The 26,864-nt window shown below is 64.8% G+C and carries 23 protein-coding genes and 1 pseudogene; 10 read left to right on the top strand and 14 right to left on the bottom strand.

Features of this window, described 5'->3' with window-relative positions; genetic code table 11:
* The first annotated feature begins 982 nt into the window (after window positions 1-982).
* A complete protein-coding gene (locus NO366_RS05625; RefSeq protein ID WP_256533351.1) occupies window positions 983-1,447 on the top strand; it encodes a hypothetical protein in 465 nt (154 codons plus the stop codon).
* A 1,631-nt stretch (window positions 1,448-3,078) separates the two neighbouring features.
* Here the strand turns inward: NO366_RS05625 and NO366_RS05620 are convergent.
* Both NO366_RS05620 and NO366_RS05615 read right to left on the bottom strand, forming a co-directional pair.
* Window positions 3,079-4,194, bottom strand: coding sequence for a hypothetical protein (locus NO366_RS05620; protein ID WP_256533350.1), 1,116 nt, complete (start codon window positions 4,192-4,194; stop codon window positions 3,079-3,081).
* Window positions 4,195-4,680: 486 nt separating this feature from the next.
* Entirely contained in the window at window positions 4,681-5,421 is a 741-nt protein-coding gene (locus NO366_RS05615; RefSeq protein ID WP_256533349.1) for a lipoyl protein ligase domain-containing protein, read from the bottom strand.
* Window positions 5,422-5,476: 55 nt separating this feature from the next.
* Between NO366_RS05615 and NO366_RS05610 the strand changes: the two genes are divergently transcribed.
* Window positions 5,477-6,520, top strand: a complete 1,044-nt coding sequence (locus tag NO366_RS05610; protein WP_256533348.1) for a DUF8155 domain-containing protein — start codon at window positions 5,477-5,479, stop codon at window positions 6,518-6,520.
* 486 nt (window positions 6,521-7,006) lie between these two features.
* Here NO366_RS05610 and NO366_RS05605 read toward each other — a convergent pair whose 3' ends face one another.
* From NO366_RS05605 to NO366_RS05575, 8 genes and pseudogenes are all read right to left on the bottom strand, one after another.
* Window positions 7,007-7,525, bottom strand: a complete 519-nt coding sequence (locus NO366_RS05605) for a winged helix-turn-helix domain-containing protein (RefSeq protein WP_256533347.1) — start codon at window positions 7,523-7,525, stop codon at window positions 7,007-7,009.
* 330 nt (window positions 7,526-7,855) lie between these two features.
* Window positions 7,856-8,353: a hypothetical protein gene (locus NO366_RS05600; protein WP_256533346.1), complete on the bottom strand. Its 498-nt coding sequence runs from the start codon at window positions 8,351-8,353 to the stop codon at window positions 7,856-7,858.
* A 120-nt stretch (window positions 8,354-8,473) separates the two neighbouring features.
* The gene (locus tag NO366_RS05595) at window positions 8,474-8,989 is read right to left on the bottom strand and encodes an ankyrin repeat domain-containing protein (RefSeq protein WP_256533345.1); all 516 of its coding nucleotides are present in this window, start codon (window positions 8,987-8,989) and stop codon (window positions 8,474-8,476) included.
* A gap of 6 nt (window positions 8,990-8,995) precedes the next feature.
* The gene (locus tag NO366_RS18620) at window positions 8,996-9,280 is read right to left on the bottom strand and encodes an HNH/ENDO VII family nuclease (RefSeq protein WP_382274552.1); all 285 of its coding nucleotides are present in this window, start codon (window positions 9,278-9,280) and stop codon (window positions 8,996-8,998) included.
* Between the two features lie 22 nt (window positions 9,281-9,302).
* The gene (locus tag NO366_RS05590; protein ID WP_256533344.1) at window positions 9,303-9,578 is read right to left on the bottom strand and encodes a hypothetical protein; all 276 of its coding nucleotides are present in this window, start codon (window positions 9,576-9,578) and stop codon (window positions 9,303-9,305) included.
* 11 nt (window positions 9,579-9,589) lie between these two features.
* Window positions 9,590-10,153, bottom strand: a complete 564-nt coding sequence (locus NO366_RS05585; protein ID WP_256533343.1) for a hypothetical protein — start codon at window positions 10,151-10,153, stop codon at window positions 9,590-9,592.
* A gap of 392 nt (window positions 10,154-10,545) precedes the next feature.
* A pseudogene (locus NO366_RS18550) lies at window positions 10,546-11,280 on the bottom strand (eCIS core domain-containing protein); the annotation flags it as partial.
* A 215-nt stretch (window positions 11,281-11,495) separates the two neighbouring features.
* Window positions 11,496-12,356, bottom strand: coding sequence for an IS5 family transposase (locus tag NO366_RS05575; RefSeq protein ID WP_256531445.1), 861 nt, complete (start codon window positions 12,354-12,356; stop codon window positions 11,496-11,498).
* Between the two features lie 523 nt (window positions 12,357-12,879).
* Between NO366_RS05575 and NO366_RS05570 the strand changes: the two genes are divergently transcribed.
* Window positions 12,880-13,134, top strand: a complete 255-nt coding sequence (locus tag NO366_RS05570) for a hypothetical protein (RefSeq protein WP_256533341.1) — start codon at window positions 12,880-12,882, stop codon at window positions 13,132-13,134.
* A gap of 103 nt (window positions 13,135-13,237) precedes the next feature.
* Entirely contained in the window at window positions 13,238-13,702 is a 465-nt protein-coding gene (locus NO366_RS05565) for a PaaI family thioesterase (protein WP_256533340.1), read from the top strand.
* Between the two features lie 43 nt (window positions 13,703-13,745).
* Here the strand turns inward: NO366_RS05565 and NO366_RS05560 are convergent, their stop codons facing one another.
* Both NO366_RS05560 and NO366_RS05555 read right to left on the bottom strand, forming a co-directional pair.
* Entirely contained in the window at window positions 13,746-14,699 is a 954-nt protein-coding gene (locus tag NO366_RS05560) for a dimethylarginine dimethylaminohydrolase family protein (RefSeq protein WP_256533339.1), read from the bottom strand.
* Between the two features lie 149 nt (window positions 14,700-14,848).
* Window positions 14,849-15,421, bottom strand: coding sequence for a cysteine hydrolase family protein (locus NO366_RS05555; protein ID WP_256533338.1), 573 nt, complete (start codon window positions 15,419-15,421; stop codon window positions 14,849-14,851).
* A 236-nt stretch (window positions 15,422-15,657) separates the two neighbouring features.
* Between NO366_RS05555 and NO366_RS05550 the strand changes: the two genes are divergently transcribed.
* Window positions 15,658-17,340: an Hvo_1808 family surface protein gene (locus NO366_RS05550; RefSeq protein ID WP_256533337.1), complete on the top strand. Its 1,683-nt coding sequence runs from the start codon at window positions 15,658-15,660 to the stop codon at window positions 17,338-17,340.
* A 105-nt stretch (window positions 17,341-17,445) separates the two neighbouring features.
* Window positions 17,446-18,633 carry a nicotinate phosphoribosyltransferase gene (locus NO366_RS05545; protein ID WP_256533336.1) on the top strand — a complete coding sequence of 396 codons (1,188 nt, stop codon included), beginning with the start codon at window positions 17,446-17,448 and terminating at the stop codon, window positions 18,631-18,633.
* Window positions 18,634-19,127: 494 nt separating this feature from the next.
* Here the strand turns inward: NO366_RS05545 and NO366_RS05540 are convergent, their stop codons facing one another.
* Window positions 19,128-19,730 (bottom strand): TIGR00296 family protein, encoded by a 603-nt coding sequence (locus tag NO366_RS05540; protein ID WP_256533335.1) that lies wholly within the window; start codon window positions 19,728-19,730, stop codon window positions 19,128-19,130.
* Window positions 19,731-20,742: 1,012 nt separating this feature from the next.
* On the opposite strand from NO366_RS05540, the gene NO366_RS05530 reads away from it, so the two are divergent.
* The 4 genes from NO366_RS05530 (at window position 20,743) to NO366_RS05515 (ending at window position 25,783) form a co-directional block, all read left to right on the top strand.
* Window positions 20,743-21,570 (top strand): molybdopterin synthase, encoded by an 828-nt coding sequence (locus NO366_RS05530; protein WP_256533334.1) that lies wholly within the window; start codon window positions 20,743-20,745, stop codon window positions 21,568-21,570.
* Between the two features lie 366 nt (window positions 21,571-21,936).
* A complete protein-coding gene (locus NO366_RS05525; protein WP_256533333.1) occupies window positions 21,937-23,724 on the top strand; it encodes a NosD domain-containing protein in 1,788 nt (595 codons plus the stop codon).
* A gap of 516 nt (window positions 23,725-24,240) precedes the next feature.
* Window positions 24,241-24,480, top strand: a complete 240-nt coding sequence (locus tag NO366_RS05520) for a DUF7123 family protein (RefSeq protein ID WP_256533332.1) — start codon at window positions 24,241-24,243, stop codon at window positions 24,478-24,480.
* A gap of 184 nt (window positions 24,481-24,664) precedes the next feature.
* A complete protein-coding gene (locus NO366_RS05515; RefSeq protein ID WP_256533331.1) occupies window positions 24,665-25,783 on the top strand; it encodes a site-2 protease family protein in 1,119 nt (372 codons plus the stop codon).
* A gap of 27 nt (window positions 25,784-25,810) precedes the next feature.
* Here the strand turns inward: NO366_RS05515 and thiL are convergent, their stop codons facing one another.
* Window positions 25,811-26,749 (bottom strand): thiamine-phosphate kinase, encoded by a 939-nt coding sequence (thiL, locus tag NO366_RS05510; protein WP_256534003.1) that lies wholly within the window; start codon window positions 26,747-26,749, stop codon window positions 25,811-25,813.
* Window positions 26,750-26,864 lie beyond the last annotated feature (115 nt).

Here is a 26,864-nt window from a genome sequence, read left to right as displayed (position 1 = left end):
GACCACGGCACTGGCGGAATCGCTCACGCTCGTCGTCGGTGACGATCGGTACGTCGTCTCGCCCGACCGACTCGCCGACGCGGGCGTCGCCGCCAGCGATCGCGTTCCGGCGTTCGGCCCGCGATGAACCGTGGGTGGGGTGAGCCGACGCGCGAGACGTGTCCGCACCGCCACCCTTCCCTCCGGTCGGCTGGATTGGCTCGCGTCGGTCTCACGCCCAGTTCGTCCGCCGGTCCGCGGGTGGGCGTCCGCCAGCCCGAGATCGGGATGCAGACCCGACGACTGGTTCGTCGAATCGACGTCGACTCGATCGGCGGCCAGCAGCCGTCGCGCCCCCGACGGCGTCGGAGACTCCACGTGGCGGGCCGGATTCGACGACGCCCGGGGCACGCCTCCAGCAGACGGTCCGGAGTCCACCTCGATCCAGGTGGACGATCCGTCGTCGGCACCATCGGAGACCGACAGGACTCCGTCGTCGCCAGAATCGGGGGTCGTCGAGCGTCGACCGGCACCGCCTCGGCGATGACCCATCTCTCTCCCGGGAGATTCGGCCACTCCTCGCCCGGCAATTTCGGCCAATGCTCGTCCGGTACCCTCGGATGCCCCTCGGTCGACAGTCGGACGCGATCGATCGATTCGTCCCACTCGCGACGGTTCGGCTCGGGTCACCAGTCTCTCGCCCGCCGGGGCAGTTCCCTCCCGGCCAGTACTGCCGTCAGCCGGATCGGCGAGTGGTGGACGGGCTACCGAGGGAGGCGGGGATGCGGGCTCCACCTCGACCGCGCCGGGTGACCGCCCACTCCTGGTCACACGCCCCGATTCCTGCGCGGTGTCGTCGGGTTCGTTCGTCGGTCCCGGGACGAGTGTCGCGTCACCCGACGCTGTAGACGGCCGTGGAGTCGATTCGTCCGTCACGGAACCCGGGGGCCGGCTCGGTTCGAGCGTCCTCGACGACGGTTCGGACCGTCGACCGCCACGGTTCGTGAGTTCCCGTCGGGAGACCTGGCTCCCGGCATCGACGAGGGAACTCGTCGGATCGAGCACCGACGTTCGACGGACGGTCCCCGCAGGTGGCCGCATCCGTTCCGAGAGCGGTCGGGTCGACGAACGGGGACCCACCGCTCGGCCCGGACCAGAGAGCGGCGGCACCGAAAGCGGCACGCCGGGGGACGTCGAGGACGACAGCATCGATCCGGCGGGAGACGCCGCCGAGGCGTGTGCGATTTCCCGGTCGATCGGTGTGATCGAAGTCGACGCGTCGGCCGATCGCATCCTGTCGGCCGGCGTTCGCAACGAGTATTCGTGTGATGCAGTCGCCTCGGGTGCATCAGTCGCCTCGGTTACATCAGTCGCCTCGGTTACATCAGTCGCCTCGGGTGCATCAGTCGCCTCGGGTGCGCCCACGTCGAACGAAATCGGCTGCGCGTCGTGTCCGTGGTCGATGTGATCCAGTCCCGTCGACGGGCGACGGCGTTCTGAAGCGGACGCACTCCAGGGCGGCGACGATAGATCGTCGTGACGCGACACGACGCGTGACCCGAGACGGCCGAGTGAGTCGACACGCCGGTACGTGTCTCGCGCGAGGCGAGTGGCCGGTCCCGACGGCGTCTGTTCCGAGCGCACGCGCGTGAGGACGTCGGTCGACAGTCCGTCGTCCGGTGGCCGAGACGCGAATTCTGGTTCGTGGTCGAGCCCCGGCCGGCGACGCTCACCTCGCCAGCGTGAGGAGTGTGACGAACCGATCGAGTGTGGGTTCCAGCGTGACGCAGACGCTCCGGGAGCTGTGAGTGACACAGGAGGGGGATACGCTGCCGGCCGTGCTTCGGTCGTTCGTGGCTGCGCGCGACCGTCCAGGTCAGAACCATCGGACTGGGCGGCGAACCGCCCGCGATCCGAGTGCGACGACGAACCGCCGATTCCGGGTTCGGGCTGGGTACCCGTGTCGTCCATCGACTCGGACACGTCCGGGTGCCGGACGACAGCCGCGCGGGACGCTGCCGACCGTCGAACGTCCGTTTCGGAGCCGTGGTGAACGTCAGCGGACGGGTAATCGACCGATCGCGGTGACCCGGTACGAGCGGCGACCGTCGACGGCGTCCACCCGGGCGATGGAGCCGGTCCGCTGGCGGTGTCGGCCGACTCGAACCGCACCGGATCCGTATCACGGTCACCGGCAGGCGACTCGACGCCGGCCCTAGCGTGCGGACGAACCCGACTCGTCTCGGCGATGACCGCGGTGTCGCGGCCGGGTCGCGTCGGACTTCGGTGAACAGAAACCCGACCGGCGTCGGGGGAGCCGATCGCGTTCGACGGCTCCGACGGCCCGTCGTGTCCTGTACCCTGCGTGTGAGTCGGGACGACCGAACCGAACCGGGAGTGACGCCCGACCGGGTCCGTATGGGCTCCGGTATCGAGGCCTGTCGCTCGCACCACGGATCCCGGGTCGAGCAGATCCTCCACGTCGTCGACAGGCCGATGCGGATCGGAGACCGTAGATCGAACGGCCATCGACGGCCGGTCCCGTTCGGCAGCGTCGTCGATCCAACTCCCGCCGGCGGACCAGTCGACGACAGGCCCCGACGGCGATAGCCACTGCAGTCCCTGGTCAGTCACGTCGGGCCGATCTGGATCGTCCCACGCCGACGCAGCCTCCGCCGGCACAGTCGATTCCTCACCGGGGACCACGGAGGGCCGTCGGCGAACGGACAGCGCAAGCGTCGACCACCGCGCCACGATGCGACGGACGAATCGTCCGCTCAGCCGCCCGGGATCGACCGTTCGAATCGACCGCTGTCGACGGATCACAGAACCGAGACCGCCGGCGATGGTGGGTTCCGCCGTCGTCCGCCACCGGTCTGTGTGTCCCCCCACCACCGTCACGTCGGTGGTGGCCACACCGCTGGCGATGGCTCGACGAGTTGGGGTCGCGATGGAGGTATCGTCTTGGGTGGTCATCGGTGAAATCACGAACGCAACGACGAGTCGCGCATGGGTTCGTATTTGTAAAGAGTTGTTTTAGTATTTTCCCTGTAACGAATTGAATCGAGACGATCGAGTCTGTTTCGGTATCGGGTTCGATCACTCCTGGGCGACGAGATCGGCATCCGGTTCGGATTCCATCGTGGCGTCGGATTCCGGGTCCCCCATCGCGCCGTCAGCCAGGTCGAGCGCGTATATGTCGCCCGATCGCGTAAAGAGCGTCGGCGTCTCGCCACCCCGCTTTAGGCTGTACCCAAGCGGCAGGTCGATCGACTCGTCGTTCGGTTCGAGTGTGAAGGTTTCGGGGATCTCGAACGTACACGTGGCGCCCGGACGCAACGTGATTGCCACGCCGAGTCGGTAGAGTTCGAACGAGGTGTCACGGATTCGTGACTCGGCCAGGTCGACGGACGTACTCGCACCGTTCTTGATCGTCAGTTCACGAGTGGGTCTGGATTCGGGCGTCCGAACCGTGACGATCGAGATATCCGTGCGTTCGATCGACGACGCCTCGTACCGGTTGTAGACGACGAGCGTGATCACGATCCAGAGCGAGACGGTCACGGCGACGATCGCGGGAAACGACGGATCCCCGGTGTACCACCGCCAGGCGTACCACAGCGACAGGCCGCCGGCCATCGCCCCGAGGAAACCAACGATCAACGACAGCGTCCGGCTCTCGAGGCCGCGTGTGTGGACGTAGCCAGTCTTCACAGACGAGAAGGCGGAGGAGCCATCGCCGTCGCTCCGTCTGTCGAAGAGTAAGACGACACCTGCGGCGACCGGCCAGGTGACGAGAAAACCGAGCAACGTGGCGTACGTCGGTACTCGATCGAAGAGGGCCGCACCGTAGCACCCGATTGCGACCAGCGTCGCGGCGAGAAAGCCCACGAGCACCGCCTGAGCCCACGCGGAGTAGGTGTTCCAGTAGGTGGTGAGTTCGTCGTGGTATCGGTAGCCGAGGAGACAGATCCCGCCCACCACGAGACCCGTCGCCGTCACGCCGACGAACACGAGGGCCTTCGGCGCGACCGACCACCCGACGACCGGGACCGTCGTCGACGGGACCCGTTCGACGAGACCCGTCGGTTCGACCAGCACGACCGCGATCAGCCCGAGTAATACGGCACTCAGAAGGACGGGCAAGATCGGTGCCAGCCACTTCGTCGCGACGCGGCGAACACCCTTCGTCACCGGACCGAGAAGCGCGTTCATCGGCTCCCCTCCGGGTCCCGCCACTCTGTGGTAGCGTGGCGTTCCAGACTCCGCCTCCCTGCGACACTCCGCGTCATACGATTCGGATAGTGTCCTGAAATCACCGGGGAAATATAAATACGTTGATTCAATAAATCAGATCGTATACGTTATTCTGTGACGGCCGAGAACCGATAAGGTTCTGCTCCAATATCGTAAAATGTCTATATCGTACGCTCGGCAACTACACCGGAGAGCAGCGTCGAGGCCTCGCCCGGGACGAACGGCCGGCGCGATGGTGAGTCGAATCTCGATCACGTCGGGACGAACGGTGACGGTACACGATCGAGAGAGAGAGAGAGAGAGTGTGTGTGTGTGGGTGGGTGTGTGTGGGTGGGGGTGTGTGTATGTATGTGTGTATGTGTTCGTTCGAAATAAAGTGTGTGCGAGTGAGTGATTCTACGCCCGGCAAACCGACCGACAGATCGGGCCGACCTCGCGAGACCGTCAGGCCGGATCGGAACCGACGGACCGAACCGCCACGTCGACCCCGGGATCGCACTCTCGGCGCGCGGCCACCGGGCTGCAGAGCGACCGTTCGAGGGCTTGCCGGACGGCCGCGGTCGGAACGTCGACCGGCTCTGTGAGTGCGGGACCGACGCAGCCGACCGACTCCGGATCGAACGCGACGTCGAGTGCCCGGTAGACGTCCCCCAGGACGGAGGCGAGTTCTCCACAACCGTCGACGAGGACGATGCCGGCGCCGAGCGCGCCGTCGGCGGTGACTCGCTGGGCGAGTCCGACGACTTTCCCACCGTCGGGCAGCCGCAGTGAGTGGGTACCGGGACAGAACGAGTCGGGCGGTTCGCCCTCCACGACTGCGACCCCCGCCTCGTCGAGTGCGGCCACGACGTCTGCCGTCAGCGTCTCGTACCGGTCCTGGATGCCGGATCGAAGGTCGGAGACGGGTTCCGCGCGGGCGAACGCCAGCGTCGTCTCCCCGTCGTAGGCCACCGCCCGCCCCCCAACGCGACGGCCGACGGGCCGAAAACCGCGGTCTCTCGCGGCGCGGCGGGCGGCCTCGTACCCCTCTCGATTGGCGTCCCGACGGCCGAACGCGACCCGCCGGTGGGGAACCCAGACGCGCACCGCCCGGTCACCCTCGGCCGCGTGATCGAGCAGGCCCCGGCTCACCTCGCGGTCGGCGTCGATGGTCTCGCCGCGCCCGCGATAGAGATAGACCGTCACGACTCACGGTTCGAACCCGAACGAGGTAAACCTACGCGACTCGCACGTGTGGGCGATGGACGATGGGGACGCGACCCGTCACGGACGGTCGCTGGACGGCGTCGATGTCGACCGCGACCGCGGGCCAGCGAGTGACCGAGACGTCGGCGAGGCGAGACGCGTCGTCCTCGGCGACCGGGTCCTGGACCGGTACCGGCGGTTCTCGCTGTACAACTCGCCGTATCCCGCCCACGACGCGGGGTGTGCGATCGACCTCTATCCCGGCGACAGCGATCCCGCCGCCGGACTCGCGACCGACGCCCCGTCACCCGTCGCGGGCATCGTTCGCGAGACGCGGACCGTCAGCGCACCGCCGAAACCCTACGCACCCGAACACGACCACCTGATTCTCGTCGACGTGGAGGAGCCGGCGTCTGCACGCGGACTCGTCGCCCGAATCCTCCACGTCGACCCGGCGGTCGAAGCGGGCGACCGCGTCGCGATCGGCGACGACCTCGGCCGACTCGTCCGCGCGGGCTTCTTCGCTCCCTGGGTCGGCACCCACCTCCACGTCGGGTTCCGGGCCCCGGATCGGAACCTGCACCGGGCAACGGGATCCCTCCCGGTCGACCTCGGCGTCGACGTTCGCCCGCTCCCCTGGGACGGAACGGGGACGGTCGTCGCGACCGGCGAGACGTACGCGATCCTCGACACGCCCGCACACCCGGCCCCAGGCGACGAGTGGGTCGGTATCGCCGCCGACGGCGGTGGCGTGCTGGACGGCGGGCTCCCGCACTACGACACCGGCGGCGTGCTCGGCCGAGGAGCGGGACCGCAACGGATGGACACCCCCGCAGAGGACGCCGATCCCGCAGCTGGCGGTGGACGGGACACGGACGACGAACCGGAACACGTAGTCCGGCTGAACGGGGACGACATCGGTCGCGCCGACGGCCGGACGATCGACTGGCGCGACGCGACGGTTCGTGTCGACGGCGAGGCGGTGACTGGACTTTCGTTCTCTTGTGCCCGCGACGCCCGGTTCGGCGCGAAGCTGATCTGCCCGGATCGGCCGTTCGCGGTGGGCGATCGCGTCGCTGTTTCGGTCGTCCGGGGGTGACGGTCGGTCGGCTCCTCCCTGGCAGGTCTACGCCGCGTGATCTCGTTCGGGCAGCGATGGCACTCGTCGTTGGAGCGTTGCGAGGCACCACTCTAGTACCGCCATCGGGTTCGGATCGTCGAAGTCACAGGGTTCCCGACGTGACTCGCCCCACCTATCGCAATCCACCTGGAAGTGGTTCGGGCCGAAATCGTCGTGCGTGCCGTCCTGATGCCACCCGCAGGACCAGTCCGCTCCCGCTTCGGCGTACTGAATACGGAACCAGTCACGCCCCTCACGAGGTCGCCACTCGACTTCGAGCGTCGCCGTATCCGACCGATAGTCCACATCGAACCAGGCCGTCGTATCGATCGTCACGACGAGATGAGTTGGACGCATCGGACTCGGGCGTGCCCGAACATGTTTGACGAACGGCGCACGTTCGAGTCGGTTCCGAAATCGCTTGTGAATCTCGAACCGGTCGAGGTGCGTGTCGCCGGGAACCATCTACGCCGAGATACCCGGGCAGTCACGACCGGCCGCGTCGAGCGAGTCGTAGAGAGTGATCGCTTCCTGCAGCATGGTCGCGCGCCGTTCGAAGTAGGTCCAGTCTTCGGCGTCGCGAAGACGGTGCTCGCGATCTGTCGCGTCGACGCCGTCGTCGCCGACGCTCGCGCGCAGTTCGTCCGGCGTTTCGACGTCGTACGTCCGGCGGTAGTCATCGATATCGTCCCTGATCGCGTCGAGTTCGTTCGCGAGGGCGTCCTTCGAGTACGTCTCGATCGACTCCCGGAGGTGGTCGAGGTACTGGCGCTTTCTATCCGGCGCGTAGCGCGTTTCGCGTCCGGCATCGACGGTTTCGAGGACGCCTGACTCGACGAGCTGGTCGAGGTATTTTCGGGCGGTATTCGGTGACAGGTCAGCTGCCTCGGCGATCTCTCCCGCGTTTCTCGGTTCCCTGACCGTCATGGCGACGTCACGGAGGCGCGTGAGTTTCGCCGCGTGACCGTCCGAACTGGAGGGCATACACTCGTCGCTTGGCGGCCGGTAGTGTAGTATTTTTTGGTGTGGTTCAAAATATTGAGTTCAATCGGCGAGATCGAACCGGACTGGTGCCGAAGACGCTACGACTCCGCCAGTAGCGGTATGGTGACCAGCAGTTATACAGAATCCCCGTGGAGTGGCCGCCTCGGTCCCCATTCGGGCTGCGGATCGGGTCGATCTCTTACGCGAAATTGTCTTTTGGAAGCACCGAAATCGTCAAAACAGGTTGCTGATTGACGTGAGCCAACTGGCGGCCGAATCCGATCCTGTGACAAGATAGTCCATCATTCAACTACGAAACCGTCGGAAGCTTCACCCATAATACGCTGTTTCACGAATTGAGTCGACAGTCGCGAGTAATTCGGAAACGTTCTCATCAGCCTTCAATGATGTATCTACATCCGTCAGGGCGGTGTAATACGCTTCGACTGCATCTACGATTCCGTGGACCAGTTCTTCTTTCGGGACGGTCACACCACGGTGGTCGTCCCCTCCCTCGATTTCGGTCGGAGAAAGCAACGAGACGGAAACGGTTCCGTTGTGGGGGCGTAGTACCAGATACTCTGGGACACTATAGAGTTGTAGCTCTCGGTCGTTTCCGTCGAGGACTTCGGGGATGGCGGAGGCTACTTTCCTGAAGTGGTAGAAGATGTAGTCGTCGATGTATGACTCCCCCGGCGGTGCTCCGGCCAGATCGCCGCCATTGACGACGATTCGTAGTTCACAGAGCGGATTAACATCTCCTTGCCGTACCTGTTCCTCGAACGCTTCGTCGTACGTTACTTCGTACCGAAAGCCGTTTTCAGACATTTTCCCACCCGGAATTCGGTTTCCAGACCGGCGTTCGTGGTCCCTCGACGGGGTAGGCCGTGATGATGTCCCCGTCCATACCAGCGATAACTCCTCCTCGTCGTGACCGAGCCGACCCGCCTAGACGTACGACTCCATGAGCTCCACCGCGTCCGTCTTCCCAAGTTCCCTCGCCCACTCCAACACACAGTCCACCGGATCACGACCGGATGCATCCGACAAGGTCGGATCAGCACCGTGCTCGAGGAGTTGCTTCATGCACTCCCGACCCTCCGTTCCCTTCATGAACGCCATCATGAGCGGAGACCGATCCCTGTTATCGAGGATGTTCGGATCAGCGCCTGCATCAAGCAACATCTCAGCTGTATCATATTCCTCAACTTTCAAAGCGAGAAGCAACGGGGTAATACCTCCATCGTTCTGTGCATCCAAATCGATCCCTCGATCAAGTAGCTCCCGTGCCATTTCTAGACGACCCGAAATAGCCGCCTGATGCAAGAGGGTACTACCATTGTCAGCTCGGTGAGTCAGATCGGCGTCGTCGATGAGTTTATCGAACGTCGCCTTCTCTCCCTGGATTATCGCGTTCTCGATATCGGTACTAATGTACAAATTGTCCGGTCCGTTCTCACTCATTGTTTCTCACTCAAGAGGTCCCCACTTGTCGGCCCAGTATTCACCTTCCTCCTCGTGCTGTCCGGAACTGCTCGCGTGTCGACATTCAGGCTGGTAGTGATCTGGGTTCCTATACTCCGATAAGATCTCCTCACGGGTGATTATCCCCCTCAGATAGTACTCGACCAAGTACCAATACTCTCGCTCTGGCTTGTGCCCCTTACACCAGTCATCCTGATCGAGCGGTACCTCGTCTACTTTGCGTATCAGATGGTAGATTGGGGTCGCCAGTATCGAACAGTGGCGGCACACCGAACGGACAGGGTATACTGCACTACACTTCGACGAGGTCGTACGAGACTCCTTCTCCGTCCAACTTCCGCAGCACGTACTCCTTCAGATCGTCACCCGTCCTCGTCGTCGTCCATTGGGAGCGTAACGGACTGTCTTCAGGAGCTTCGCCGACCTCTCTCTTCGTGATACCGTCATTGATCTTCTCTACCAGATACTCGATGTACTCGTTCGAGCCGGAGTACGTACCGGTGCTCGTATCCAGGTTGATCTCACCGACCTCCTCGCCATCTTCCAAGAGCCGAATGAATCTTCCCATGTTAGCAACACCTAGTAATTTTCGTGTTCGTAGTATTCAGGGCCTTGCTGAAACTTGTCCATCCGTTCGAGATCGTGTTTCACGTCTCGTTTCCAGAAGCGAATTTCTCTCTCGTTTGGTGTTACGGACGGATAGGGGTTGTGCTGGAACGGACTCGCGTCCGGATCCTGCTTGTGGAGGTACGAGATCAATCCCTTCTTCGTCTCCGATGGTTCGAAAACCTCCACGTACGCTCGTAACAGGCCTCCGTGCCGGTAGAACCAATTCGCAGGATGTTCGAGATCGTCGGATTGCATACCCTCGTGGAGGTGAGCGAGAACTTCGTGTGCGTGGGTTGCAGCGTAGTTGTCGATATCATCGAACGAATGGAACGTGTACATGTGGACGTTCTCCGAGGCTGATTTGCCTGCCGCTTGCATTCGTTCCCAACTTTCGTTGACCGCTTCGACGAGCTGTTCGACAGCTCCGGGAACCTCCTGGTCCTCAAGTTGCTTCAATTGGTGGCTCTCGTACTCTGATTCAGGTACATTCGGAAAGTTGTTCTTGTTGACATCGTAGCGGTCGCGAACCGTCACGTATGGCTCTTTGCTCTGAACCCGTACCCATAGGAATCCGCCAACGCGTGCCCGAGTTCGTGGTGAATCGTTTCGACGGTTATCCCATCAGCAAGCGATAGTAACGCTTGCTCTTCGTTTTCGCCCGCGACCGGTAACAGAGAGCCCTTCCTCCGTGGGTCGGTTTCGCCTTCGACTTTCCGGACGTGTTCGAACAGCGTCTTGACTACGATCAGCAGTTCGGCGTGAGAGTCCTGCTGGTGACTACCCTCTTGGAAGAGCTGTCTGATCCGTTCAGGTTCGTCGAGGTCGTCGAGGTCGAACGGGATATTTTCGATGATCTCACGGACGTCTTCTTCGGTAAGCGTCGAGAACTCGTATTTTTCCTGGAGTTCTCGAAGCGTTTCGTTTGCGTCTTCACTCAATCGCTGGACATGTATTTCGGTGTCTTTCAGCCGCTGTATTCCTACCTCCTCCCCAGTCATGACGCGCTCGGCGGTCTCTTCCGCCTCGCGCTCCAGTTGCGGATCGGGATCGATCTCCAGCTCCACTCCCTCCTGCGGCATCATCGAGAGGGCCCCACCCGGCTCGCGTGTCGTCACTCCGTTCCTCCCGCTCGCTCCTCCGGCGGCCCTCACTCCGTTCGCGCCGCCCGGCTGCTGCCTCACGTGCGCTAACTCGTGCGCCAGCAGGTGCTGGCCCTCCGGACTTTCCGGATCGTACTCCCCAGAATTGAACGCGATGTGATTTGCGACCGTAAATGCCCGCGCGTTGATGTCCTCGCAGGCGTTCGCCGCATTCGGTCCCGCGTGAATCCGGACGTCACCGAACGAGTCGCCCATCTGGTCCTCCACTGCACGCTGAACGGACGCGTCGAGCGACTGCCCCGACGAGGAAATCACGTCACGAACGGAGTCGGGCACGCCGGCGTCGCCCGCTGGGCTAGTCGCCTCGTGGGCGTCCCAGTTCCGCTTGTGCGACGCCAGGTTCTGCCGGTTGTTGTCGATGGGGATCTCGTCGGGTCGATTCTGGAACTCGGCGATGAGTTCGGACGCGCGCTCGCTCGCCGCCGGGCCGAGCGAGACTGGTTCGTCGAGCGTCTGCTGTCCGGCTCCTATCACGGGCACCCCAATCGGGCCGGGTGCCATCGGGTCGGCGGACTCGGATCGGGCACGCCGGCGCGATCGGGACGTTTCGTTCGACTCGCGTTCGTCCGACGTCGACGACCGGCGTGAGCGGCGACGTTTGCGCCTGGTCATCGACGATTCGCCTCCGGGGACCGTCGGCGTCGGGATCTGCAGCAGGGCCAGCTGCTCATCGGCTCTGATTTTTATTTTAGAGGGCCTTGTTTAGACGGCTGAAATCAGCCAGTAGCAGCGTCAAGCGCTAGTTCGACGTTTCTGACGGCACATTTCAGGACGAGTTCGCGGAACTGGCCGAACCAGGTTCGAGCTCGCACGATCTCACCGTATTTTCGCCGGAGCGCGAAAAACGTCGCTTCGATATTCGATCGTTGATGGTACGTCGTATCGTCGAGCAAGACATTGTTTGCGATGCCGTGCCAACCGAATTCTCGGTACTTTATCACCGGTGTAACGCCCTCAGATCGCAATTTATGACGAAGTAGTTCCCAGTCGTAACCTTTGTCCGCGGTCAGTATCGTCAGTTTCTCTAGGTTCCGCGTGAGCAGTTGCCACGCGATCTGAGAGTCGTGAGGTTGTTTCATCGAGCAATGAATGTCGAGAATCACCCCAGTTTCGCAGTCGATCAACGCCGTCGTTTTCACCGCTCTAAAGGTGTAATTCGTCCGTTTGGCGTAGTGCTGACTCGCCGCGATGCGATCCATTCCGGTTGCGTCGATCGCCTGAATGTCGCCGGTGTCGTGCAACTGCGCCGACAGGCGGAGAAAGTCGCGCCAGATCGGCATTTTCAGCGGCTGCATGCGCGCACAGACGGTGGTAAAATCGGGCAACTCAGCCGGTTCTAAATCGAGAATTCGACCGATTCGAGGCATTTCTGCAAGGACGTCGAGCAGCCGTCGATACGGCAAATCGAGGTAGGTTTTGAGACCGTGAATTGTCACGATTACCCAGTCGGCATAGCCGCCCTCACCCGGTTGAAACGCCGGTCTTGGCGCTCCAGCGACGGCTTTTTGTGAGAGCGACACAACCTGCTTCGTGAAGCGGGCAATCTTCGTAGGCACAACCGAAGCTACCCGCTTCATTTCCTAGTACATTCGACAAGTAGCAGCGTTTGCTAGGACCCTAGAACTTACTAGTGAAGCGCGCTCCGTGCTGGTGACGAGCATCTAAACAAGGCCATTTTAGAGTATAATAATTCTTCTCCTGCTGGTATCGAGGATAGGGGAGCCAGGTGTCCCCGCCACCGATCGGCGGGGGTTGATTCGACCCACCCATCACCGATTGTCTACGCCTCACCAGGAGTTGATTCCACCTATCCATCGGTAACTATATTACCCGTCACGTCAACCATCCGCACGGAAGCTGCGTCCGCACGGGTACGAAAGTGCCCCGGGTGATAGGACACCCGGGACGTGGCTTCCAAATCCTTAGCGGGATTGTGTCAGCCATGATTGCATACACACCTCTACGACAAAAAGGTCTCGCCCGCTCTCGGTTTCGAGAGTTGGAACACTGTCCGCCGCTGACTTTCGATTTCGGAGGTCGGTCGTCGGTGAGTCTGAGAGTCACCGACTGGTTCGGCCGACCGTCCCGCGGTGATCGTCGATGACCGCCGCCGACGCGTCGAGCGACGCACCCGAGTACAAACCGCGCGGACGCGAGTGTTATCGCTGCAATCGAGACGTGGCGCCCCAGTTCCTCTTCCGCGTCACCGTCGAGTCGCCGGCACCGCTCTCGGAGACGTACGCCGACGGCGTCCGGTACTGCTGTGAACACTGCGCCGCGGCGATGAACCTCTCTGATTTCTCCCGGCGGGTCAAGCGTCACGCTTACCGAGGTGATTCGTCGCTGGACAGGTGACGAGAGGCCGCCGATTCGCGACCCGGGGACGAACAAACCCCGTTCAACGTGTCGAATCGGACAAGCGCAGAATCCAAGAGTGCGCCCGACGGACGGATGAGTAATGAACGACGAGTACGACGCGATGCGGGACGCGCTGCAGGCCCACATCGACGAGAGCCACGAGTTCCTCTCCTGGCTGGGAATGACCGTCGAGCACGTCGACGACGGAACGATGACGCTCTGTATCCCCTACGACGAGAAGCTGACGAACACGCGCCCCAACGGCGGACGTGCCGACCGCCGGCCGGACATCCACGGCGGCGTCGCGGCGACGATGGTCGACACCGTCGGCGGCCTCGTCCTGCGGACGAAGTTCGACCGGCCCGTCCAGACCGGCGTCGCGACGATCAGCCTGAACGTGAACTACCTGCGGCCGGCGACGGGCGACCTGTCGGCGAGGGCCGACGTGATTCGGGTCGGCTCGACGGTCGGCGTGAGCGAGATCAGCGTCGAGAGTACGACGCCGGACGGCGAGACACGCGAGGTCGCCTCCGGACAGGGATCGTACCGGATCTTTCGGGAGTGAGCGACGGCGGCCGGGTCGTGGCGAGGCTGGCGGCCCACGGGCGTCAGGTCGGCGTTCCGAGTTCGAGTGAGAGACAGAACACGGAGCCGCCGGCCTTCTCGAACTCCCCCGTGTCGATCGGAACGGGCTCGTAGCCGGCGTCACGGAGGACGGACTCGGTCTCCGGGTTGCCGGCGGGCAAGAGGACGTGTTGGCCGTCGACGCAGTGGGCGTTGCCGGCCATTCCCTCGAGCGATTCGTCGACGGGAATTTCGAGGATCGTGTCGAACACCTCGTCGAGCCGTGCCAGTCCGTCGACGGTGAACGCCTCAGGCTGAATCAGGGCTGCCTCAGCGTCGAGCGGCGTCAGGCAGACGTCGAGGTGGTAGTACCGATCGTCGGTGAGTTCGAGCGCGAGGACCGGCACGTCGAGTCGGTCGGCCAGGTCGTCGTAGACCGCTCGCTCGGTCCGAACGCCGTATCCACCCCAGAGGAGGCGCCGGTCGGGGTGCCAGAGCGCGTCGCCGGTTCCCTCGAACGCGCCGGTCGGCGGACTAGAGACCTCGTAGCCGGCCTGTTCGGCCCACGCGGCCAGGTACGCGGGTTCGCCGCGGCGCTCGTCGGTCGCCATGGACGCGAGGACGACGCCGGTCCCGTCCGCAGTCGGGAGACCGAGGTTCGCCGCGAAGACGAGATCGGGGTGGTCGGCCGGCCGAGCAGGATCCGACAGCCCGTCCGCCCCCACGACATCGGCTCCGTATCGCCGCCAGCCGTCGTCCGGATCGAGGACCGTGACGTCGACGTAGCGGTCGGAGGCGTCCCGAAGGGTACGCCACTGGTCGAACGCTCGCTCGCGATCCACGTCGCCACCCATGTACGGGTTGATCGCGTAGGCGACGTCGAAGTGCGTCGGCCGGACGAGGAGGATCCGGTCGTGCGCCGGTCGATCCGGGCACGCGGCCGGGTCGAACGGGAGCGAGTCACCTTCGTCGACGACGGTCGGCGGGGGCGTGGCCATCGTTCGTCGCTCATCTGGTATGAGAATAACAATTTCGACTCGGCGCGTCGCCGCCTGCGCCCGACTGCGCCGCGACGAGGACGCGGCCGGTCACGCGAACGGCGGTGACGCGGACGAGGGTTACGAACGGGACCAGTGACGCGGACGATCTATACGAACGAGACCTCGTCACTCGCGTGGACCTCGCCGAATAGCCACTCGGCGTGGTCGAGAGCGTACTCGTGGTGTGCATCCTCGATCGCGCCGATGCAGTCTTCGAGCAGGATCGGCCGGAAGTCCCGCAGCCCGGCACTCCCCGCCGTGTGGAGGACGCAGACGTTCGCGAGCGTGCCGCAAAAGAGCAGGTCACGAACGCCCCGTGCGCGCAGCCAGCCCTCGAACTCGGTCAACTGGAAGGCGTCGTAGGTGTGTTTCTCGACGACGTGATCCGCTCGGTCGGTCGGGAGCCCGTCGACGAATTCGGCACCCCACGAGCCCTCGACGACGTGTTCGCCCCACTGGTCGAACTCGTCGTAGTAGTGCGCCTCGTCGAACTGTTCGGGCGGGTGAACGTCCCGGGTGAACACGATCTGCGCGCCCGCGTCGTCTGCCCGCTCTACCAGCGAGGCGATCGGCTCGATCACGTCCTCGCTGCCCGGCGCGTAGAGCGCCCCGTCGGGGTGACAGAAGTCGGTTTGCATGTCGACCACGACCACGGCCGTCTCGTCCGGGTGCAGGTCCATACGCGCGTGTAGGTGCGGTCGGTCAATAACTGTCACGTCGAACGGACCGCAGGCGCCTGTGTCGCAGGGCGATCACCCCGATCGGCCGCGCTAAGTTCCTCGGCGGTTCGACCGCCGTCGACAAGCTCCTCGTGCGTCGACCAACAGATCGCCGACCGATTGCAGAGTCACCATCGCGGTGTCGGGCGACCCGTGTTCTTATGCCGCCGCCGAGCAAACCGCCGGTATCGATTCCGATGTCCTCGACTCGCACCCATCTACTCGTCGTCCTCCTCGCGGTCGCACTCGTCGTGCCGCTGTCTGCGCCACCGGTCGTCGCCGCAGGAGATGCGACGCCGACGCTCGCTCCAGGCCACCACCAGCCCGCCGGTTCGGCCGCCAGTAACGGGCCGGTCGCGCTCGACGAGCCGACGCTCCCCGCCCAGGTCGACGACCGGCCGGCCGATCCCTCGACAGAGGACACCCTCGGCTACGTCGCCGGCTACTGGTACGACGATCCGCTCCCGGTGGACGACCGCGAGGGCGCCCACGTCCCGGACGAGGAACTCGAGGCAGTCGTCTACCGCTCGATGGCCCGCGTCGAGACGATCCGCAATCGAACGTTCGATCGGACCCCCGACGTGGACGTGATAACGCGCGACGAGTTCCGGGGAGAGACCGACGACCTGTTCGGGAACGTCACCGAGAACGAGACGGTGCTCGAGAACGTCCGCTACGAGGCACTCTTCATGGTCCCGCGGGAAACCGACGCCGTCGAGTCGTACAAAGAGCTCTACGGCGGGTCGGTCGCCGGCTACTACGAACCGGGGACGGACCAGATCGTCCTCGTCTCGGACGACCTGGAGGACGTGGAAGTCGACGAGATCACGCTCGGTCACGAGCTGGTCCACGCGATGCAAGACCAGCGCGTCGGCCTCGACGGGTTCGACCGGTCGACCACGAACGCCGACGCCGCGACCAACGGACTCGTCGAGGGCGAGGCCTCGTTCGTCGACCAGCGCTACGCCGAGCGCTGTGGCGCCGAGTGGACCTGCCTCGAACCGGGAACGAGTTCGTCGGGGTCCGACATTTCCTCCTGGGGGCAGTACTTCTCGATGTACATGCCGTACGACGAGGGCCCCGAGTTCGTCGCCTCCGTCTACGAGCAGGGCGGCTGGGACGCCGTCGACGCCCTGTACGACGAGCCACCGACGAGCGCCTCCGAGGTGATCCACGCCGGCGTCGACCGCGATCCGGTCGGTGTCGACGTCGACGATCGATCGAGCGGCGAGTGGCACCCGCTCGCCGTCAACGGATCGGTGTCGCGGCTGACGATGGGCGAGGGAACCATCGTGTCCATGTTCGCGGATGGTGCGAGCGAACGATCGGTGCCGTCCGTGGTTCCGACCCGAGAGTTCTTCACCGCCGATCAGGAGGGCCGGATCGAGGACATCCACTACGCGCAACCGGAGAGCGACGGCTGGGCCGGCGGCGAGATGGTCGTCTACGCAACCGACGCCCGGAGCGCCGAGGAGAGTGGGTTCGTCTGGCAGACCGAGTGGACGTCCGAGACCGACGCCCGAGCGTTCCGCGACGCCTACCTGGACCTGCTCTCGCTGCACGACGCCGAACCCGTCGACGGTCGGCAGAACACGCTCCGGATCGACTCCGACTACCCCGGCGCGTACGTTCTGGCACAGGACGGCACCACCGTGACGATCGTACGAGCGCCGTCGACGGACGCGATACCCGAGATCCGCGAGGGCGCGGCACCCGACGGCGACCACACGATCGAGCACGCGGTGTTCGGAACGGCCGCCGACGGCGGAACTGCCACGGACGACGAGCCGGGCGCCGGCGCACCGATCCCCGGTTTCGGGCCGATCGTCGCGCTGGTCGCCCTGCTCGGCGCGGCGGGCGTCGCGAAACGGATCGATTGAGACGGCACCGCGGCGCGACCGATCGCCCGGTGGCGGTTCCGTCACGAGGAAGTCGATCGCCCGGCAAACGCGTGGTTTTTTCGCCGGCGAGACGAATCTCCCACCATGACGACTCCGTTCGGCACGATTCCCGACGACGCGATCGCCGACGGCCGCGCCACGGACGCGTACTTCCTCCGGATGGACGAGGCGCTCGCACACGCGGAGAAGAACCCACGCGTCGTCGCGGAGGTGACCGCCGACCAGTTCCCGACCGGCGACTTCGAGGTGTTCACTGGCGTGGCCGAGGCGGCGCGCCTCTTCGACGGGCGGTCGGTCGACGTCGACGCACTCGCCGACGGCCAGCTCTTCGACGGTGGACCAGTCATGCGCATCGAGGGCCGGTATCGTGAGTTCGCCGAACTCGAGACATCGCTGCTAGGACTGCTCTCGCAGCCGAGCGCGTTCGCCACGGCGGCCCTCGAGTGTCGACGAGCCGCCCCGGACTCGACCGTCCTCTCCTTCGGGGCTCGACACCTCCACCCGTCGCTCGCGTCCGTCGTCGAACGCGCAGCCCTCGTGGCCGGCCTGGACGGCTTCTCGCACGTCGCCGCCGGCGACGCGCTCGGGCGGGAGGCGAGCGGGACGATGCCCCACGCCCTCATGTTCTGCTTCGGCGAAGGCAACCAGGCCGACGCCTGGCGCGCATTCGACGAGGCCGTCCCCGAAGACGTCCCCCGAATCGCCCTCACCGACACGTTCTGGGACGAGGTTTCGGAGAGTCTGCTTGCCGCGGAGACGCTCGGCGAGGACTTAGACGGCGTCCGTCTCGACACCACCGGCTCGCGGCGCGGCGACTTCCGCCACATCGTCCGCGAGGTTCGCTGGGAACTCGACGCACGCGGCCGGGACGACGTCGACCTCTTCTGCTCCGGTGGCCTCGGCCCCGCCCAGCTCCGCGAACTGCGCGACGTCGCAGACGGCTTCGGCGTCGGCAGCGCCATCACGAGCGCCGACCCGGTCGACTTCGCCCTCGACATCGTCTCGGTTGACGGTGAAGCCGTCTCCAAGCGCGGCAAACTGTCCGGCGTCAAGGACGTCTACCGGACACCGGACGGCGGTCACTACGTCTCGCTCGCCGACCGCGACGAACCGGACGACGGCGAGTCGCTGCTCGAACCACTCGTTCGCGACGGCGAGATCGTCAGGACGTTCGATCTCGACGTGGCGACCGATCGGTGTCTCGCCGACGCCGAGGCGGTCGGGTTCGGAGACGGTCCGGACGGACAGGAACGGAACGATGGGCGCCAGTGACGACGTGGTCGTCGAGTGGACGGCCAGCCGGCCGTGGCGACGCTCGTACACGTCCGAATCGATGAAGTCCGTGTCGTCGGCGTCTCCGGGATGCCGTGGTACTCACGGCGGGAACCCCGACGCTCGGCGCGTTGGCCGTCGGATTCCCGATCGCAGCCGCGCCGAGCTATCTGGATCCCGGGCGCACGTACCGCGCCACGTCGGCGGGACTTGAACGAACCAGATTCTGTGGACCGTCCGGCGTCGCGTCCGGGAGGAACCGATCACGGACTCCAGCGTGGCCGGCGACGCCATCGTCCTGCGTCGTCCGTCCCCGCACCTGGACGGTGTGCCCGCGGTGACGTGATCGAGACCGGGTACTATCGTCGGGGCACCCTCGGAGTGTATCGACGGGCGAACCCGATCGGCGGCTCCACGCGACGATCGGGCGAGCGTGCTCGATCGGACTACTGGCCCCGTGAAACCCCGAATCGCGTACCGCCGCGAAAACCCGCCTAGAGTTCCTCGATCGTCCCGTCGGACGCGCGCTCGCGGAAGACGTGTCCTTCGAAGAGGGTGACGCCGACGTCGTCGTCCTGCCAGGCGGTCGGCGGGAGGCCGGCCTTCCGGCAGGTTCGGTCCAGGTACTCGCGTTCGCTCCAGCCGTTCTCGACGGGGACGGTCGGGTAGAGCCAGCCGCCCTGGCCGCGGCCGTCGACGGCGACACCGTGGACGCCGAGTTCGAGATCGGCGAGCGGATCGTCCGTCAGGACGACGTTCCTGACCGCACAGACCGAGACCGTGAGGTTGTCGAGTTCGGTGGGCGTGACCTCCGAGCCGCAGGAGTCCTCGCTCGCGGCCTGGATGGCCGAGTCGACGATGACGTGGCCGAGCTGGTCGTCGGTTCGATACCCGCCAGCGCAGCCCCGGAGGCTGCCGCGACCACGTGTCGACTCGAGGCGGACGAAGGCACCCGTCCGCTCGTAGAAGGCCTCGCGCATACTTCCGGGATGCTCTCGCTGCCCGTGTTGGACGAACGCCTCGACGGCTTCGCGCGCGAGTTCGACCGCGCGGGCACCGTCCTCGTAGGAAAGCTCGACTCCCTGTCCCTGGGACATACAGGAGTACATAGGGATTACCACCCAAAAACGCTTCCATTCGAACGCCCCTGTAGGAGTCACGATCGTGGGACATAAATGTACGCGTCCCCTAGCCTGAAACGGGTGAGAGAGCCCGGCTGCCGCGACGTGCGTCCCGGTGACGGGACGCTCGCTGACTCCGTACACCGGAGATCGGGAACGGACCGCCCGAAGCCACGGTTCGTCCCTGCACCGTGACCGCGCCCATGGTACGCCAGCGTGGTCACGCCAACAGCGCGACGTCAGTCGCGTCGGACGCGACCCACCGCGAGGTGGGCTGCGTCAGTAGCGTCGTCCGTCTCGTCGAGACGCGCGACGCAGCCAACGCGGTCCCATCTCACGCGCTGCCACGCGCGAACCGTGGCCACCCGAGATGCGCCGCGCCTGCGAGGAAAGTCCCCCCACCTGCCGAACGGGTGACCGGACGCAAGTCCGGGGCGGGAGACCGCCGGCTCTGGAACAGAAACGACACGTCTCGGCCCGACCGATGACGCGTGCGAACCCGACCGCGAGGAAGGGGAGGTAACCCGCAGAGGGCGTGCGACCGTACACGTGGTTCGGAGCGTGCGCGGTTCGACGTGCCGCTGGCACGAGAACCGCGATGCGGCGAGCGGCGAACGCCGCGAGTCCGCTCGCGTGAGAACCACGGCACGTGAGGCGGCAACGCCGCCACACACGCGGTTCGAACCCGCGGGTCGCGAACGCGGTGTCCGCACCGCGACGGCGGCACCCGCCGCCGGAGAGGCGACCGGTCGCACACAGACGGCCGAGGATCGATGGAACGGCGAATCCCCACCGGTGCAAGTCCGCGCCACAGGTAGTTCGGCGCGCCGCGGCATCGCCGCGGGGGCGCGGACGCTCAGCCAAATGCCGGGATGAACAGAAGGGGGCTTACTCCTCTCACCCGATCGAAACCGACGAGCGGTAGCCACGTGGTCGAGCCGCAGGAGGCAACGACAGCTACAAGCGCCAAGACGGGTACGGAGTACCCATGTACGTACTCGGTATCACCGGCGATGCGCCGGCCGACGCGCTCTCGCAGACGGTCGACCGGGTCGTCGCACGGCTCGAACGGGCGGGACGGGTCGGTATCGTCCGGTACGACGCGACGATCGCCGACGGGACGGCGAGCGTCTCCGAGGGCGGCCCACGGGGCGGCGACGTCACCTACGAGCTCGGTGCCGACGGGGACTGGGCGGCGACCGGAACGGGGCTGACCGTCGCCGACGCGATCGACGACCTCGCGACCACGTGTGAGTACGCCGTCGTCGTCGGCGTCGACGGGCTTCGTCACCCGCAAATCGTACTCGGTACGCCCATCGAGACGGCGGTCGAACCGCTCGCCGTTCTCGAAGACCCCCGGGATCTGGACGTCGAGACGGCACTCGAAGCGCTCCACGGGCGCGAACCGTACGAGACGCTCGGTTCCCTCGTCGATCGCGTCACCTCTGCTCCGGAGGCCGAGCGAGCCGGGGCGATCGCGACGTTCACAGGGCGCGTGCGCGCGAAAGAGTCCTCCGATGATGTTCGGACCACACACCTGGAGTTCGAAACGTACGATGGCGTGGCGGACGAGCGACTGTCGGTCATCGAAACCGATCTCGCCGCGCGCGACGGCGTCTTCGGGGTCGAACTCCACCACCGGACCGGCGTCGTTCGCGACGGCGAGGACATCGTCTTCGTCGTGATCCTCGCGGGGCACCGGCGGGAGGCGTTTCGGGCGGTCGAGGACGGTATCGACCGGCTGAAAGACGAAGTACCGCTGTTCAAGAAAGAAGTGACCGTCGACGACGAGTTCTGGGCGCACGATCGATCCTGACCCGCGCCGCCGTCGGCTCGAATCGCACACCGGTCGAAGGAGGCACGCTGGCCTGCGTTCGGGACAGGCGCGTGTTCCGCGGCGCCGGGCAACGCGACGGAGGGTAGTTGCGGCCAAACGCCCCGTACACGCCGAATACAGTCGAACGACGACGGGCGCTCGACCTCGTAGGCGGGCCTTTCAGCGCAGTACCGGCCGTAAGCCGCCCATTCTGGGTACCGTACGAACGAAATACGCGTTTCAGCGATCCGAACGATAATGAATACGGTACGCTCCGTCACTCGCGTATTTACCGGGAGCCCGAATGGTCGGATCGATTATACCTACATCGTAGCTAAATAGACAGTCACGGTGGCCTCAATCGTCATGTCAGACGATGACACCGGCGATTCCAGCATCGGGCGACGATGGTACCTCCGTGGCGCCGCCGCCACGGGCGCACTCGCGCTCGGAAGCGGTGCCGTGAGCGCAGGTGAAGACGAAGAGAAGGACCACCGCAAGAAGAAGGGCGTTACAGTGATCGACCACTGCGGCTACGTCATCGACGAGCCCGGCCACTACGTCCTGAAGGACGACCTGAACTACGATCCCAACGGGAACGGCGAGCGGTGCGGGTGCGATGGCCATCACGGTCACCACGGCCACACGCACGCCTGCATCGAGATCCACGCGAGCGACGTCACGCTCGACGGAAACGGCCACACGATCTACTGCGACGGAAACGTAAACGGGAGTATGAACCCGTCCGCGATCGACCTCGACTCGCTCGACGACGGGTCGTTCGATATGGATTCACTCGGCGACGGCTCGCTCGACGACTCGATCGGACTCGAGTCGTTCACTGACGGCGCTCTGGGCGTGAACGGTGAGCGACCACAACCGTGGGACGTGGGGTCGATCGGCGTCCTCGCTCGACCGCATTCCCACGGGAAGCACCACAAGAAGGGACACGGCAGTGGTAAGAAAGACGGGAAAAAGGGCGACTCCCGAGAGCGACTCTCCAACGTGACGGTCAAGAACCTCACCGTCGAGGATTGTACCGTCGGGATCGCCTTCTTGCACACGAAAGGCGGGACGATCTACGACAACCGGGTCGACGATGCGCTGGCCGGGTACTACCTCTACCGGTCCGACAAGTCTACCCTGAAGTCCAACGTCGCGTGTTTCAACGCGCTCGGGTTCGTCCTCCACAAGTCGAGCCGGAACACGCTCACGTGGAACAACCCGGCCGACAACTACGGCGTAGGGTTCCTGTTCGTGAAAGCAGACGGGAACGCACTCGTCAAAAACCGGTCCTGGCGAAACGCCTTCGGGGCCGTCCTCTGGAAATCCGACGACAACACTATCAAGAAGAACGAGATGAACGACAACGACTTCGTCGGGTTAGCTCTCGCCCTGTCGAAGGGCAACGAGATCACGCGTCTCGAAGCGCGGATGAACGGGTTCGACGGCGTTCACCTGCTCGGCTCGAAGAAGAACGCACTCTCGTACGTACTCGCCACGGAGAACGACGACGACGGTGTCCAGCTCACGCTGTCGCACAAAAACACCCTCAAAAAGATCCGCGCGAGCGACAATGGCGACGACGGCATCGATCTCGACGGGTCGAAGAAAAACACGATCGCGAAGGTCGAGGCGACCGGTAACGGCGAAGACGGGATCGACCTCGACTACTCGCACAAGAACACAGTCAAGAAGTCCGACGCGAGCGAGAACGACGACGACGGTATCGACCTCAACGACTCCAACAAGAACACGATCGCAAAGAACGTCGCGAACGAGAACGGCGACGACAACAACGGCGACGATGGAGATGGCATTACCCTCGACAACTCCCACGAGAACGCGATCAAGAACAACACGGCCAACGACAACGAGAGAGACGGCATCAACGTAGACGAGTCGGACGAGAACACGATCAAAGGAAACACGACCAGCGATAACGGCGATGACGGCGTCCACGTCGTCGATTCCGACGGGAACGTCCTCTCCAAGAACACCGCCGACACCAACGGAAACCACGGATTCCAGGTGAACAACTCGGACGATACGCGCGGTACCGGGAACAGCGCCAACGGGAACGGCACCGCCCCGGCGTCCGTCTCCGGCGGCAGCGGGAACGAGATAGAGGTCAACGGCACCGTCTACCCGTAACCCGCCGACGAGACGAGTCGCCGGTCGTCGATCCGTCACGCGTCCACCGTTCGGACAGCAGAATCGAGACAGCGAACGTGGACGGTAGTGAGCGACGGTTCGGGAACCGCGGCGTTCTCTTTTCGACACGGGCCAACTGCTGTCAGTGTCCACCGACAGTCACGACGCCGTCCCAGCGCTACTGATCACCACTCGCGTCCACAACCGATCCGTCGAGTGCGTCACTACCGACGCGTTTCGGCGGGCGACGTGCGAGAGAAGAGCCCCAAAGTATTCAATCTCCCAGAATCTTCCATTTTATTTGACAAACAGACGCGGTGTTTTGTGAGATCTTATTTTGGTAGAAATAAAATGTCAGAGTCGTTTCTAAAACGTCTAATTGTCCCTTAGCGAGTTCTGAATAGTTCGTTCGAATCCAGATATCGATTCATTACCGGCCGGTAGCGTGAACGAAAGTGAAACGTGTCGAAGTAACCTGCCTTTATAACATATCCCGGCCGGTTGGACCAGACGACGATGAGCACAACTGCATCACCCTCCACCGATTCCAAGCGTCGCCGCCTGAAGCAGTACCTGCGCGAACGCGCCGAAGACGGCGAGATGTACTTCAAAGGCAAGTTCATCGCCGACGACGTCGGTCTCTCACCGAAGGAGATCGGCGCGCTCATGGTTACACTCTCGGAGTCCGCCGACGACCTCGAGGTCGAGAAGTGGTCCTACACGAGCGCGACCACGTGGCGCGTCGAGGCGGCCTGATCGGGAATCGCCGAGCGAGAACCGCCGGGTCCCCGCCCGAACCCTGCATTCGCGACCCCATTTTCCGAACGCCAGTCGAGGAGTGACGACACAGTCGATTCCGACGGACCGCCGCGACGTCGGCGGTGATCGAACGCTGCGAGCCAACAGGCGATTTATGCGGCCCGACGACCAACGACGGACGATGGCAGTCGAGTCGCCCGCCGACGGACCGTCACTGGAGACGATCGAGTCGGTGTTCGCTGTGAACGAGGTCCACAAATCGACGGAGAAACTCGTCTACGTCGGACAGCCCCGCGTCCCGCCGGACGCCGTCGCTCGTGAACTCTGGCCGGCGTTTCACGACGCGGGCTACGATCTCGAGTTGCGCGGCACCCGGGGGCAGGTGGCACTGGTCGCCGAACCGCAATCTCTCGGCATCGACGGCGTGCCGTGGAGACACCTCGCCCTGTTCGTCGCGACGGTACTCTCGACGCTGTTCGCCGGCTCGTTCTGGTACCACATCGACCCGTTCGCCGAGCCCGCCACGATCCTCGAGGCGTGGCCGTTCTCCGCGGCGATCCTGTTCGTCCTCGGCGTCCACGAGATGGGACACTACGTCGCCAGTCGGTACCACCGCGTCGAGGCCTCACTTCCGTACTTCATCCCCGTGCCGACCCTGATCGGCACGCTCGGTGCCGTGATCAAGATGAACGGCCGAATGCCGAGCCGGAAGGCGCTGTTCGACATCGGCGTCGCCGGCCCGCTCGCCGGGTTCGTCGCCACGGTCGCGGTCACCACCGTCGGCCTCCACATGGACCCGATCCACGCGCCCGAAGCCGTCGTCGAGAGCCCCGACGCGATTCAGCTGAAACTCGGCTTCCCGGTCTTGCTGGAGGGACTCGCCGCGATCTTCGGCCAGTCCCTCTACCGCGGCGACCCGACGACGATGGTGAACCCGGTCGTCATCGGGGGCTGGGTCGGCATGTTCGTCACGGTCCTCAACCTCATCCCGGTCGGCCAGCTAGACGGCGGCCACATCCTCCGCGCGATGATCGGCCCCGCCCAGGAGACCGTCGCTGCGCTCGTCCCCGCTGCCCTGCTCGGCCTCGCAGGCTACCTCTACGTCCTCACAGACACCACGGGGCAAGGCGCCTCGGTCTGGATCCTCTGGGGTGTCCTGACGACGCTCCTGGCGATCGCCGGGCCAGCAGAGCCCGTCGTCGAAGAGCGACTCGGACCGCGAAGACTGGCGCTCGGCGTCCTCACGTTCGTCCTCGGCGCAACGTGTTTCACCCTCGTGCCGATCGAACTCGTCGGCTGAACCGGTCTCTATCCCTCGCTTCGACCGTTAACCACCGTGATCGTACCCCTCGTCGGCCAGCGACCGGTCGTCCATCGTCACGTCGGCGTCGACGACGTCCCCGACGACCGTGACGTCGACCGGTGCGGCTGTGCGCACGTCCGGGAGGTCGTCCCGCGAGACGGTGAACACCAGCTCGAAGTCCTCACCGAACGTGATCGCCGCCTCGAGAACGTCGTCGGCCGGTTCGGTCGCAGCGACCGCCGCGAGTTCGTCGTGGATCGGCACCCGGTCGGACTCGATCGCGAAGCCACAGTCCGAGGCGTCGGCGAGCTGGTGCAGCGATCGGGCCAGGCCGTCGCTCGAATCCATCATCGCGCTCGCGTGCGGAGCGACGGCGAGACCCGTCGCGACCCGGGGATCGAAGCGAAACAGGTCGTTCGCCCGGTCGTCCTCGCCCCGGTCGAAGCGTTCGAGGGCGGCGGCGCTCCGGCCGAGCGAACCCGTGACGCAGACGACGTCGCCCGGCCGTGCACCGCTGCGGCGGACGGGACCGACGTCGGGCAGCGGTGAAGCGTCATCGGTCCCGGAGTCCGTCGCGCCGGATCCGTCCGGCACCCGGCCGAGCGCGGTGGTGGCCACGGTGAACTCCGCGTGGTGGTCCAGATCGCCGCCGACGTAGCGCGCGCCGACGCGCTCGCAGACGTCCTGGGCACCCGCGACGAACGCGAGCAGGTCGTCGTCATCGAATGCCGGCGCGGCGTAGACGGCTACCGCTGCCGTCGCTTCCGCACCCATCGCCGCCACGTCCGACAGCGAGGCACCGACCGCCCGCCAGCCAGCCGTGTAGCGCGTGGTCCCCTCGGGGAAGTCCGTCGTCTCGTGGAGCATGTCCGTCGTCAGGACCTGCCCGCCGACGACGGCCGCGTCGTCACCCGCGTGGGCGAGTTCGTCGCCGAGGAGCGTGAGTGCCGCCCGCTCGTTCATGGGAGCGGTTTGGGCGGCCCGCGAGAAAAGCGAACCGGAGACGGCGGGTTCGACGCCGAAGGGAACGGGTGGCGGGAAGAAGGCGTCGGAGCGGCGAAAGCGCATACATCCGCAG

The organism is Halovivax cerinus (assembly GCF_024498195.1).
Taxonomy (GTDB): domain Archaea; phylum Halobacteriota; class Halobacteria; order Halobacteriales; family Natrialbaceae; genus Halovivax; species Halovivax cerinus.
This window is presented reverse-complemented; position numbering and strand designations above follow the sequence as displayed.